This window comes from Marinomonas phaeophyticola (genome assembly GCF_026966905.1).
In the GTDB taxonomy this organism is placed as follows: domain Bacteria; phylum Pseudomonadota; class Gammaproteobacteria; order Pseudomonadales; family Marinomonadaceae; genus Marinomonas; species Marinomonas phaeophyticola.
Window position 1 is genome coordinate 221,751 of the sequence record NZ_JAPUBN010000024.1, and the last position, 12,684, is coordinate 234,434.

The 12,684-nt window shown below is 44.3% G+C and carries 11 protein-coding genes; 7 read left to right on the forward strand and 4 right to left on the reverse strand.

What is annotated here, in order from left to right:
- Nucleotides 1-9: 9 nt before the first annotated feature.
- Entirely contained in the window at nucleotides 10-1,503 is a 1,494-nt protein-coding gene (locus O1D97_RS19310) for a CoA-acylating methylmalonate-semialdehyde dehydrogenase (RefSeq protein WP_269127851.1), read from the reverse strand.
- Nucleotides 1,504-1,570: 67 nt separating this feature from the next.
- Nucleotides 1,571-2,770 (reverse strand): acetyl-CoA C-acyltransferase, encoded by a 1,200-nt coding sequence (locus tag O1D97_RS19315; RefSeq protein ID WP_269127852.1) that lies wholly within the window; start codon nucleotides 2,768-2,770, stop codon nucleotides 1,571-1,573.
- Between the two features lie 148 nt (nucleotides 2,771-2,918).
- On the opposite strand from O1D97_RS19315, the gene O1D97_RS19320 reads away from it, so the two are divergent.
- The 7 genes from O1D97_RS19320 to O1D97_RS19350 all read left to right on the forward strand — a co-directional run bounded on the left by O1D97_RS19320 (nucleotide 2,919) and on the right by O1D97_RS19350 (nucleotide 10,932).
- On the forward strand, nucleotides 2,919-3,344 hold the full coding sequence (locus O1D97_RS19320) for a MerR family transcriptional regulator (RefSeq protein WP_269127853.1): 426 nt from the start codon (nucleotides 2,919-2,921) through the stop codon (nucleotides 3,342-3,344).
- Nucleotides 3,345-3,415: 71 nt separating this feature from the next.
- The gene (locus O1D97_RS19325; RefSeq protein ID WP_269127854.1) at nucleotides 3,416-4,582 is read left to right on the forward strand and encodes an isovaleryl-CoA dehydrogenase; all 1,167 of its coding nucleotides are present in this window, start codon (nucleotides 3,416-3,418) and stop codon (nucleotides 4,580-4,582) included.
- Between the two features lie 110 nt (nucleotides 4,583-4,692).
- Complete coding sequence (locus O1D97_RS19330) at nucleotides 4,693-6,315, forward strand: carboxyl transferase domain-containing protein (RefSeq protein ID WP_269127855.1); 1,623 nt, start codon at nucleotides 4,693-4,695, stop codon at nucleotides 6,313-6,315.
- A 15-nt stretch (nucleotides 6,316-6,330) separates the two neighbouring features.
- Nucleotides 6,331-7,182, forward strand: coding sequence for an enoyl-CoA hydratase-related protein (locus O1D97_RS19335; RefSeq protein WP_269127856.1), 852 nt, complete (start codon nucleotides 6,331-6,333; stop codon nucleotides 7,180-7,182).
- Between the two features lies 1 nt (nucleotide 7,183).
- The gene (locus tag O1D97_RS19340) at nucleotides 7,184-9,184 is read left to right on the forward strand and encodes an acetyl-CoA carboxylase biotin carboxylase subunit (protein WP_269127857.1); all 2,001 of its coding nucleotides are present in this window, start codon (nucleotides 7,184-7,186) and stop codon (nucleotides 9,182-9,184) included.
- Between the two features lie 2 nt (nucleotides 9,185-9,186).
- The gene (locus O1D97_RS19345) at nucleotides 9,187-10,098 is read left to right on the forward strand and encodes a hydroxymethylglutaryl-CoA lyase (RefSeq protein WP_269127858.1); all 912 of its coding nucleotides are present in this window, start codon (nucleotides 9,187-9,189) and stop codon (nucleotides 10,096-10,098) included.
- A gap of 186 nt (nucleotides 10,099-10,284) precedes the next feature.
- Nucleotides 10,285-10,932, forward strand: coding sequence for an SH3 domain-containing protein (locus O1D97_RS19350; RefSeq protein WP_269127859.1), 648 nt, complete (start codon nucleotides 10,285-10,287; stop codon nucleotides 10,930-10,932).
- A gap of 112 nt (nucleotides 10,933-11,044) precedes the next feature.
- Here the strand turns inward: O1D97_RS19350 and O1D97_RS19355 are convergent, their stop codons facing one another.
- Together O1D97_RS19355 and O1D97_RS19360 are read right to left on the reverse strand one after the other, a co-directional pair.
- Nucleotides 11,045-11,503 (reverse strand): hypothetical protein, encoded by a 459-nt coding sequence (locus O1D97_RS19355; RefSeq protein ID WP_269127860.1) that lies wholly within the window; start codon nucleotides 11,501-11,503, stop codon nucleotides 11,045-11,047.
- Nucleotides 11,504-11,635: 132 nt separating this feature from the next.
- Nucleotides 11,636-12,526 carry an EamA family transporter gene (locus O1D97_RS19360; RefSeq protein ID WP_269127861.1) on the reverse strand — a complete coding sequence of 297 codons (891 nt, stop codon included), beginning with the start codon at nucleotides 12,524-12,526 and terminating at the stop codon, nucleotides 11,636-11,638.
- Nucleotides 12,527-12,684 lie beyond the last annotated feature (158 nt).

The following is a 12,684-nucleotide window of genomic DNA, read 5'->3' on the forward strand; positions in this document are numbered from 1 at the left end:
GTGTCCTCGCTATTTCAATTCAATGGTCATATTTGGGCCTGAAGCAATATCGTCTTCAAACCAGCGGGCCGTAATCGTTTTTGTCTCTGTGTAAAAGCGAATCGCCTGTTTACCGTAAGCGTGCTGATCGCCGTAAAATGATTTTCTCCAACCAGTGAAAGAGAAGAAAGGCAAAGGCACAGGAACGGGAACATTGACCCCGACCTGACCCACTTTAATCTCATGTTGATATTTACGTGCTGCCGCACCGGAAGCCGTGAAAATAGAAGTACCATTACCGTATGGATTTTCATTTATCAGCTGTATGGCTTCATCGAGAGTATCTACTTCCAAGACCAGTAAGACAGGACCGAAAATTTCTTCTTGATAAATAGACATATCACGAGTCACTTTAGTAAATAGCGTGGGTCCAACCCAATTACCATCAGGAAAACCATCAACCACACAATCACTGCCATCTAAAACACAATCGGCGCCAGCGTCTTTACCTTCTTGTATCAGTGTTAATACACGCTCTTTTGCTTGTGGATTAATGAGCGGCCCATATCCTGCTCCTTTATCATCCCAAGCGCCGGGACGCACTTGTGCTAATGCCTCTTTTAATTCACCCACCCACTTTCGGGAATCACCCACAAACACCGCGACAGAGATCGCCATACAGCGCTGACCACCGGCACCGACGGAAGCGCCCACTAAGTTATTAATCACTTGCTGCTTCTGCGCATCCGGCATAATAACCATGTGATTCTTCGCCCCCGCAAAGGCTTGCACACGTTTTAAGTTATCGGTACCTGTTTTGTAAATATGTTCAGCCACACCGACAGAACCAACAAAAGAAATAGCAAGGATATCTGGGTGTACTAGCAATTGATTAACGACGTCTTTTGTTCCATGAAGGACTTGTAGCACGCCTTTTGGCGCCCCCGCTTCCACAAACAATTCCGCCAAGCGCATTGGCGTTAAAGGATCTTGCTCTGAAGGTTTCAAGATAAAACTGTTGCCACAGGCAATCGCCATAGGAAACATCCAAAGAGGAATCATGGCAGGGAAGTTAAACGGGGTAATACCAAGACAAACACCAAGGGGCTGAGTATAGCTATAACAATCCACTTTGCGCGCCACATTCTCCATGGTTTCACCCATACTCAATGCCGCCACATTGCAAGCCTGTTCAACAACTTCTATACCACGCCACACATCTCCTTTCGCATCTTCAAAAGTTTTGCCTGTTTCGAGGCTTAATAATTCAGCAATTTCGTCATGATGCTCTTTTAACAACGCTTGGTAGCGCAACATCACACGGGCACGTTCAGATACGGCTACGTCTTTCCAAACATCGAAAGCTGCTTGTGCTGTGGCCACAGCGTATTCAACTTCTGCAGTGGTTGCATTAGGTACTTGAGCGATTACTGCTTGTGTCGCTGGGTTCGTGACTGGAATCCACTCTTGGCTTTGGCTTGTGACCATTTCGCCATTGATTAACATATTGACTTTTTGAGTCATGTTTACTTTCTCCCATGATTTTTGTTTTTATTCTGTTGATTAAGACAGCACTTTATTCTAAGCCTTGTTACAACATTTCAATGGCGACGGCTGTCGCTTCACCTCCACCAATACAGAGCGACGCAATACCACGACGCAAACCACCTTGCTTTAACGCGTAAAGCAAACTGACAAGCACACGTGATCCGCTGGAGCCGATGGGATGGCCTAAAGCACAAGCGCCACCATGCACATTAATTTTATTCATATCCAGCCCAAGGCCTTGCTGTGCTAACAAAGTCACGACAGCAAACGCTTCATTGATTTCAAATAGATCCACAGACTCTTTTTCCCATTGCGCTTTTGCTAATACTTTCTCGATCGCGCCAATAGGGGCAATAGTAAATTCTGCTGGCTTTTGCGCATGAGTTGCATGGGCGACAATGCGAGCGAATATAGGCACGCCTTTTTCAATCGCTTCACTTTCCTTCATCAGAATCAGAGCCGACGCTCCGTCAGAAATAGAGCTGGCATTAGCGGCCGTTACGGTACCGTCTTTTGCAAAGGCAGGACGTAAATGTGGGATTTTTTCTGGTTTTGCTTTGCCTGGTTGCTCATCCATATCGATCAGCACATCGCCTTTGCGTCCTCTAGCAGTAACGGCGGCAATTTCCTCTTCAAACGAACCGTTTTCGATGGCGGCATTGGCTTTTTCTAGTGACTTAATCGCAAATTCATCCATTGCTTCACGGGTCAACTGATATTCATCTGCGGTCGCTTGAGCAAATGCCCCCATTAGGCCTCCTTCATAAGCGTCCTCAAGACCATCTAGAAACATATGGTCCAATACTTTCCCATGCCCCATACGTAATCCTTCACGAACTTTCGGCAGTAAATAAGGGGACATACTCATGTTTTCCATGCCGCCCGCAACCATAATGGAAGCCGACCCGGCAAGAATTTGATCGTGAGCCATCATGACGGCTTTCATGCCTGAACCACACATTTTATTCACAGTGGTACAACCGGTGCTGAGTGGCAAGCCTGCTTTTAAAGAGGCTTGACGTGCTGGGGCTTGACCTAATCCAGCAGATAAAACACAGCCCATAATCACTTCGTCAATTTGCTCCGCAGATAAATGAGAACGCTCAAGTGCCGCTTTAATTGCGACCGCCCCTAATTCAGGTGACGGCACAGAACTTAAATCACCTTGTAAGCCACCCATTGGTGTACGCGCCGCACCAACAATGACAATTGAGTCGATTGTTACATCCTTTTTATTCGTCACTTTGAAACCCTCTTGTTGTTATTTTTTCGCTTGGATTAGATAAGAAAATAAAAATGCATTATTTTTCACAATTACCTTTACGTAAACGTAAACCTTGATTAGTCTATTAGCAAGAGATTAGACAAAAAAATTCAAATTGAGTATGACTATGTCAAACAGTAAACCCACATTTAGCATCAGTGATTTGTCAGCCGAATTCGACATTACCACTCGAAGTATCCGCTTCTACGAAGATCAAGGATTACTGCATCCAGAAAGAAAAGGTCAAACACGCATTTATCACCCTCAAGATAGGGTGCGCTTAAAATTAATTTTGCGCGGCAAACGCTTGGGGTTTTCTTTAGCGGAATCCAGAGAGCTATTTGACCTTTGGGATGAAACGCCCAAGGGTAGTGAGCGCCAACTATTAAAAATGCTAGATAACCTAAAGTCTAAAAAAGCACAGCTAGAACAGCAACTTGAAGATCTCAAAATGACACAAATTGAAATAGAAAATGCAGAGCAGCGATGCCAAGCCGCACTCGATGAACTGTACACCAAACAAACTCAAGAGCATGCCGAAACATCAATCTAGGCCCTGTAAAAATACAGGACACATTGATCTCAGCGTACAACCTGAAACAAGAATAAGAATAGGTAAATAACATGATCTCACAATACTCTGAACTCAACTTTGGCCTTGGCGAAACGGTCGACATGTTGCGCAGTCACATCAATGGTTTTGCGGCCGCTGAAATTGCACCTCGAGCCGAGAAAATAGACCAAGACAACCTCTTTCCCAATGATCTTTGGAAAAAAATGGGGGATATGGGGCTGTTAGGCATTACCGTTAAAGAAGAGTTCGGCGGCGCAAATATGGGTTACCTTGCTCATGTTATTGCTATGGAAGAGCTTAGCCGAGCGTCTGCATCGGTTGCCCTTTCATACGGAGCTCATTCCAATTTGTGTGTCAACCAAATTCATAAAAATGGCACCCAAGCCCAAAAAGAAAAATACCTTCCCAAATTAGTATCAGGTGAACATATCGGCGCCTTAGCCATGTCTGAACCAAATGCGGGGTCCGATGTGGTATCCATGAAGCTGCATGCTCGTGACGCAGGAGATCACTTTGTTTTAAATGGCAATAAGATGTGGATCACCAACGGTCCTGACGCCAATGTTTATGTTATCTATGCCAAAACCGATTTACACGCTGGCTCTAAAGGTATCACCGCTTTTATTGTTGAACGAGACAGCGAGGGCTTCACTCAAGCGCAGAAACTCGACAAATTAGGAATGCGCGGCTCCAATACCTGTGAGCTGGTATTTCAAGATTGCAAGATTCCAAAAGAAAACATTCTAGGGCAATTAAACGGCGGTGTTAAAGTCCTAATGAGCGGCTTAGACTACGAGCGCTTGGTGCTCTCAGGCGGCCCTCTTGGCATCATGCAAGCGGCTATGGATGTGGTCATTCCTTATATTCGTGATCGCAAACAATTTGGTAAGGCCATTGGGGAGTTTGAGTTGGTGCAAGGAAAATTGGCCGACATGTACACCCGCATGAATGCCGCCAAGTCTTATGTGTATATGGTGGCGATGGCCGCTGATCGTGGTGAAACCACCCGTAAAGACGCCGCCGGCGCCATTCTCTATTCGGCCGAAATGGCCACCCAATTAACATTAGACTCCATTCAACTACTAGGAGGCAACGGCTACATTAACGAATACCCAACAGGTCGCCTATTACGTGATGCTAAGCTTTATGAAATTGGCGCTGGCACCTCAGAAATACGTCGTATGTTGATCGGTCGCGAACTGTTTTTAGACAAGTAATTATTTAAATTAAAACAGAACTATACGCTTATTAAACATGCCATTGCTATCCATAAGATCTCAATGGCGCACGGCCAACATTATGTTGATCTCGCATCAGGAGCACGACAATGCCCATTTTACAAAGCAAGATACAGGTTCGTTCCGCAGAGTTTTTATCTAACGCAGAAAGCATGTCCAAAATCGTTGCCGACTTGCAGGAAAAAATAAATACCATTCTTCAAGGTGGCGGTCCCTCTTATCAAGAGCGTCACCTAGCCCGTGGAAAGCTATTACCTAGAGACCGCATCAATCAATTAATTGATATCGGTAGTGCCTTTTTGGAAATTGGCCAACTTGCCGCTTACCAAGTCTATGATGATGTTATCCCTGCCGCTGGCGTTATTGCTGGAGTCGGTCGTGTGAATGGCGTGGAATGTATGATAGTGGCCAATGATGCGACGGTTAAAGGCGGTACTTATTATCCGCTAACTGTGAAGAAGCATTTGCGAGCGCAAGAAATTGCAGAACAAAACCATCTGCCTTGTATTTATCTAGTGGACTCTGGTGGCGCTAACTTACCACAACAAGACGATGTTTTTCCTGATCGTGACCATTTTGGCCGTATCTTTTATAATCAAGCACGTATGTCTGCTAAAGGCATTCCTCAGATTGCGGTTGTTATGGGGCTTTGCACCGCGGGCGGAGCCTATGTCCCAGCCATGGCCGATGAATCCATTATTGTACGAGACCAAGGAACCATCTTTTTAGCCGGCCCTCCTTTAGTCAAAGCCGCAACAGGAGAAGTGGTCACGGCAGAAGCATTAGGGGGTGCCGATGTCCATTGCCGCACCTCTGGTGTAGCGGATCATTATGCCGAAAACGATGAGCATGCATTACAAATTGCCCGTCGTTGCATTGCCAACCTTAATTATAAGAACACCCATCCAGCTCAAGCATTAAAAGTAACCAATCAAGAATCCGCTGAACCTAAGTACGATATCAAAGATCTGTACGGAATTGTGGGTACAGATTTACGCAAGCCATTTGACGTACGTGAAGTCATCGCCCGTATTGTTGATAACTCGGAATTTGACGAATTTAAACAGCTATATGGTATGACCTTAGTAACAGGGTTTGCTCATGTCCATGGAATGCCGGTAGGTATTATTGCCAACAATGGCATTCTTTTTGGTGAATCGGCACAAAAAGGTGCGCATTTTATCGAGCTTTGCTGTCAAAGAAACATTCCGTTACTGTTTTTACAAAATATCACGGGATTCATGGTAGGTAAAAAATACGAATCTGAAGGCATTGCGAAACATGGCGCGAAAATGGTAATGGCGGTCGCCTGTGCCAATGTACCTAAAATCACCGTGTTAATTGGTGGCAGTTTTGGCGCTGGCAACTACGGTATGTGTGGTCGCGCTTACAACCCTGACTTTCTTTGGATGTGGCCAAACGCACGCATTTCAGTTATGGGAGGTGAGCAAGCCGCAGGGGTTATGGCTACCGTTCGTCGAGACAAGCTAGCAAGAGAAGGACAAGCATGGAGCCAAGCAGACGAAGCGCAGTTCAAACAACCTATTATTGATACTTATGAACACCAGGGGCACCCTTACTATGCCAGTGGTCGTCTCTGGGATGATGGTGTCATTGATCCAGCGCAAACCCGCAGTATCATTGCTCTTAGTCTTGCGGCAACCCAAAACCGTCCACAAACTGAGACTCGCTTTGGCGTGTTCCGTATGTAGTAGGAGAATGACATAATGACGACCACCAATCCCGAACAGCCAATGAATCCCTCTCTCTCTGCAGCAGAGAAGGATTCACTAGTAAAACTACACTACTCTCAGGAAGGTGTTGCAGAACTGATTCTGAACCGCCCAGAAAAGCACAATGCTTTTGACGATACCATCATCCAATTGATGCTTGAGAAGCTTGAACTAGCCGAAAAAAATGCCGGTACTCAGATCCTCGTACTAAGATCGAATGGTAAGCATTTTTCTGCAGGAGCAGACCTCAGTTGGATGAAACGCATGGCCGCAAACAGTCATAGCGACAATATAGAAGATGCCGCCAACTTAGCCAAATTAATGGGAGTATTAAACAATTTTAGCCACCCCACCCTCGCCTTAATTCAAGGGGCCACTTATGGAGGGGCGGTTGGTTTGGCCGCTTGTTGCGACATAGTGTTAGCACAAGATAATGCGCGCTTCTGTTTGAGTGAAGTTAAAATAGGGCTCACGCCAGCCACGATAAGCCCATACGTCATCCGAGCTATTGGTGAACGCCAAGCGAGACGTTTTTTTCTGACAGCGGAAGTAATCAATGCCACTGACGCCTTACACATGGGATTGGTGCATAAGCTCGTTAGTTCCTATGAAGAGTTAACAGAGTCTGCGGATGCCATGATTCAACAGCTTAAGCAAAACAGCCCCAAAGCCGTTACTGCGGCCAAAGAGTTGATCCTTAACGTCAGTCAAAAAGACATATCAGCTGAACTTATTCAGCACACAATTGAGTGTATCGCCGATATACGTGTCAGTAATGAAGGCCAAGAAGGACTCAGTGCTTTTTTGAATAAACGTCGTCCAAGTTGGGTTTCTGAGGAGAAATAATATGTTCCACAAAATACTGATCGCCAATCGCGGCGAAATCGCTTGTCGAGTTATCCAAACTGCACAGAAAATGGGTATTCGCTGTGTGGCCGTTTATTCAGAAGCGGATCGGCACTCTCGTCATGTATCCCTTGCGGATGAAGCCTATTTACTTGGTCCGGCCGCCAGTTCTGAAAGTTACTTACGCCAAGATAAGATTTTAGACATCGCCTTGAGAAGCGGAGCACAAGCCATCCATCCGGGCTATGGCTTCTTATCCGAAAACAAAGCCTTTGCTGAAAATTGTGCTCAGCATGATCTGGTTTTTATCGGTCCTCCCTCGTCGGCTATCGCAGCGATGGGATCAAAATCAGCGGCCAAAGCCATTATGGAAAACGCGGGCGTACCTTTAGTTCCTGGGTATCATGGAAACGATCAAACCCCTAAATTATTGCGTGATGAAGCCCTAAAGTGTGGTTTTCCTCTGTTACTAAAAGCCGTGGCTGGCGGGGGTGGAAAAGGCATGCGTGTTGTAGAAAATATGGGGGAGTTTGATGACGCCTTGTCCGCAGCAAAACGTGAAGCACAAAATGCCTTTGGCAACTCAGATATGCTCATTGAACGTTACCTTACTCAACCTCGTCATGTAGAAATTCAAGTATTTTGTGACACTCATGGCAATGGCGTATATCTTTCTGAACGAGATTGTTCAATTCAGCGACGCCATCAGAAAGTACTAGAAGAAGCTCCAGCACCAAATTTATCTCAAGAAACCCGCAAAGCTATGGGTGAGGCCGCGGTAAAAGCGGCACAAGCAATAGACTATGTCGGCGCCGGTACAGTTGAGTTTCTCTATGATGTCGATGGTTCTTTCTTTTTTATGGAAATGAATACACGCTTGCAAGTTGAACATCCTGTCACAGAAATGATCACAAGGCAGGATTTAGTCGAATGGCAATTACGCATCGCCCATGGGCAAACACTGCCATTACAGCAGGATCAAATTAGGCTACACGGCCATGCGTTAGAAGCCAGAATCTATGCAGAAGACCCTAATAATGACTTTTTACCCGCAACAGGTACCCTACGTTATTTAAAGACACCCGCTGAAAGTCAGCACGTTCGTGTCGATACCGGTGTTATCGAAGGCGATGAAGTGAGCATTCACTATGACCCAATGATAGCGAAATTAATAGTCTGGGATGAAAGCCGAGAACAAGCAATCGAACGCATGGTGCAAGCTCTGACAGCCTATAGAATTGATGGAGTAACCACTAACATTGAATTTTTACATACTCTGTCAAATTCAAACGCATTTCGTGCGGCCGATCTCACCACCAACTTTATCGAGAAACATCAAGCCGATTTAGTTCCGGAGCCATCACTGGATAAAACAACGGCTTTGATACTCGCATCCTGTTTTTTCTTGCAGGATAATACTATTAATGCCTCGTCAATGAATGCATCTCCTTTTGTATCACAGCATAATTGGCGCTTAAACAATGTACTCAGCCGTAAAATAACAATTTCAATCGCAACGGATGAACACGACCTTGAGGTGATCACTCGCTCGTCTTCAGCAATGGGTTCTCGTTATCTATTCTCACTGCAAGCACAAAATTATGAGGTTGAGACGCAGTTTCAGGAGGATCAACTGGTTGCTTTTATTGACGGCCAAAAATATCAAGTACATGCCTCAAAAAGAGACAATCATATCGTGCTCTTCAGTGGTGGTCAGAACGTCCCTTGTACTCTTGTTGTCACCACATTTGAACAGCAGGAAACAACGTCAGCAGGAAGTTTAAAAGCACCAATGAATGGCTCAGTGGTCGATATTTTCGTCCAACCAGGCCAGGCAGTAAAACAAGGTCAAACACTGATAATAGTGGAGGCAATGAAAATGGAACACGCCATTAAGGCCCCAAAAGACGGTATTGTTGAAGCCATCTTTTTCATCGCCGGAGAGCTGGTTAGCGATGGTGCAGAGCTGCTATCCTTACAATTAGATGGAGAGGAATCTTAATTATGACGTTTCCTTCCCATGTAAAACTCGTTGAAATGAGCCCTCGAGATGGATTACAAAATGAATCCAGTGACGTATTTGAAGGCATGGTTCCAACCGCAATCAAATTGGAATTGATTGAGCGCCTCAGTAATACTGGCTTAACTCATATTGAAGCCGCTAGCTTTGTGTCTCCAAAATGGGTTCCACAAATGGCTGATGCCAGTGCCGTCATGCAGGGTATTCAACGTCGCGATGGTATTATTTACTCCGCACTCACACCCAATTTAAAAGGTGCTGAAAATGCTATTGCCTCACACGCAGGTGAGATTGCCGTCTTTAGCGCCGCGTCTGAGGCCTTTACAGAAAAAAATATTAACTGTTCGATTGAAGAGAGCCTGTCCCGCTTTGAGCCAGTGATTGAATTAGCAAAGGCCCACAACATTCCCGTTCGAGGTTATGTTTCCACTGTATTAGGTTGCCCATATCAAGGAGAAGTCTCTCCTAATGAGGTGGCTCGTGTTGCTAAGCGACTGTATGACATGGGATGCTATGAAATATCCTTAGGAGATACTATAGGCACAGGTACTCCCCTCAGTGCAAAGCGCATGCTGGAAGCCGTATCACGGGATATTCCAATAAATAAATTGGCCGCGCATTTTCATGATACTTATGGTCAAGCCATCGCAAATTTATATGCCGTGCTCGAGGAAGGAATCGGTATCATAGATGCCTCTGTAGCAGGTCTTGGCGGCTGTCCTTATGCTCAGGGTGCATCCGGAAACGTAGCGTCCGAAGACGTTCTCTATTTACTGCAAGGTCTTGGCATTGAAACTGGGGTGGATCTGGATCAGCTGATCACCACCGGTTATTGGATAAGTGACCAACTTAAACGTCAGAATGGCTCAAAGGTGGCCTTAGCCAAAGGTCGATAAACCACACTTCCCTCTAAAAATAAATTGCATGATGGCTTTGCTCTCGTGCGATTTATTTTATTATGCTTCAAAAAAAGGCATTTTTTGATTAACATATGACCGTCTTTTTTATATTCAATAGACATACAAGATTTGCTTCTTTGAGTATCCAAATACCGTAATTAGGTTTATTAGGGAAAAAGCATTATGAAATACATTCTTGCCATACTAATTACGGCGTTTATAGCTCCTGCAATCTATGCGGTAGCAACCGTACCAGGCAATTATTATGTTTCATCTCAAGGTTTGAATGTACGCTTGGCCGCAGGTGGTGACGGTAAATTAGTCAACACTCTGCCTCAAAATGAGACAGTTGTCGTATTTGAAGTTCAAAATGGTTGGGCGAGAATATCAGAATATTTTAATGGACAAGCTGAAGGCATCAGTGGCGATGTCGCTCACTGGGTTTTTGCTCGGTTTTTAACCGCTAGTGAACTTCAAAAAAATAAACAACCTCCATCAGACACGTCTCAAGAAAACGAGACATCCAACCCAACTAAAGAAAGAAAACTATCGGATCCATCGCCAATGGATGAAGCCGCTAACCTTCAATCTTTAATCTCAGCCGCGATAGAGTCTTCTGATGATTTTTCAAAGTATAAAAATGCTTTTATCTTAGCTTCAGAAAAGCTGATTAAAGAAGGGAACTGTACTCTCAAAGAATTTGAAGAAATGGGTGGGTGGTGGAGATCCTCAAATTATATACCAGAGCCAGTTTATTTTATGTATTGTGGCGGTATGGATCAGAGCAATCGTGTTTTTTTGAATACCGAAAAAAATATTATTTTCAAATAACGCCTATTTTTAGGCATGAAGAAAACTCATCACAACGCCATTCAAAGAGACCTCTATTTCTTTAACGCCGAAAAAACAAAACAGTATCTACAAGACGGGAGAAACGATCAAATTATAGGATCACTTTAAAAAATAAGTCACCAAAACCCCAAAGAAAGGTCCCCGTCATTAACAAGGAGACCTCGACCATACCTAATTGCAATCTCACATTGTCTCTTAACTTTTCCATTTTTTGCTCGTACTCGAGTTCAATCGATTCGATCTCTTTCTCAATATATTCTTCTGGCGCATTAATTTTACGCAGTTTTAATTTCGCTCGTGATAGAGCTATTCGACGTTGAACATCAAAACGACTGGTTAATACTCGCTCCTCTATGATGCCACTCATACCAGACCAAATACCCAATAAGACCACTATGCATCCACTCCTTGTAAGCCACTCAATGTTATAAAAGTTAATAAGGGTTAAGTACACCCCAAGACCAATAACAATAAGGCTAGCAAGCCAAATCAGCAAAGATTGCAGTTTGCGAATCTCCCCCGTATTGATAGATACCTTTACGTCGTTCAAATTGGTGCTCTTTTATAGGCTTAACTGAAGAATAATCTTCCATCTATAATACATGGCTTTATCGGTATCCACTAAAATTATTCAGGCGCCAATAACGCATCAATAGTTCAATGCTCAGATAGCAAACTCAAGTTAGGCCGCTCTTTTTTTAGCTAACCAGAGCCCTCCTAGGGTATTCATTATCAACCCTAGGAGAACCAGCATAATGCCGCTCCATTGGGCATGACTAATATGTTCATTTAGGATGAATGCCGAAGAAGTCAGTCCGACAACAGGCACCCCAAGTGTTAAGGGGGCGACTGTACCAGCAGAGTATCGAGACATAAGGTAACTCCATAAACCATAACCACCTAATGTGGCAATAACCGATAAATAGATCAGTGTAGCAACGGTTTTCCAACCAATTTGAACGAGATTCATCCACATAACTTCACTGCCGTCGATAAAATAAGCGCAGATGAAGAAAGGAACGGGTGGAATCCAGCAAGCCCACACAATCAGGTTTACATTGGCATCATAACCTTTTTTACTGATTCCCTTGGTTGTGACATTTCCCAACGCCCAACTAGCTGCCGCCGCAAGAGTGAGAGCAAAACCCAGCACAGTCATCGTGGTATCTTCTCCATTTAAACCAATAACAGCTAAGCCGCTCGCAGCAACACCTATGGCTAATAGTTGATACGGTCGCACATACTCTTTTAAAAATAAGACGGCAAAGAGCAGTGTGAAAATCACTTGAGACTGCAATACTAACGAGGCTAATCCCGCAGGCATGCCAAATTTCATTGCCGTAAACAAAAAGGCAAACTGGCCAAAACTGAGCGACAGTGCATACACGAGTATCCACTTAAATGGCGTTTTAGGTCGAGAAAAAAAGAAAGAACCAATTACCGCTATCACCAAAAAGCGTAAACCACCAAGCATCATAGGCGTCAAATCATCCAACCCCCATTTGATTACGACAAAGTTAAAGCCCCATGCAAAAATAATCACAAGACCGAGCAGCATATCTTTTGGTGTCATGGGAGCGTTCCATTAAGGTGAAATGATAGTACTCTACGGTGTTTAGAAAACCTTGCCTACATACAGTCAACAAAATACGGAGCATACAGATCAATTAATGGCTCAACCTTCTTATTTCCAATTCGATTCTTAACCCATCGATATTTTTTTAAATACCA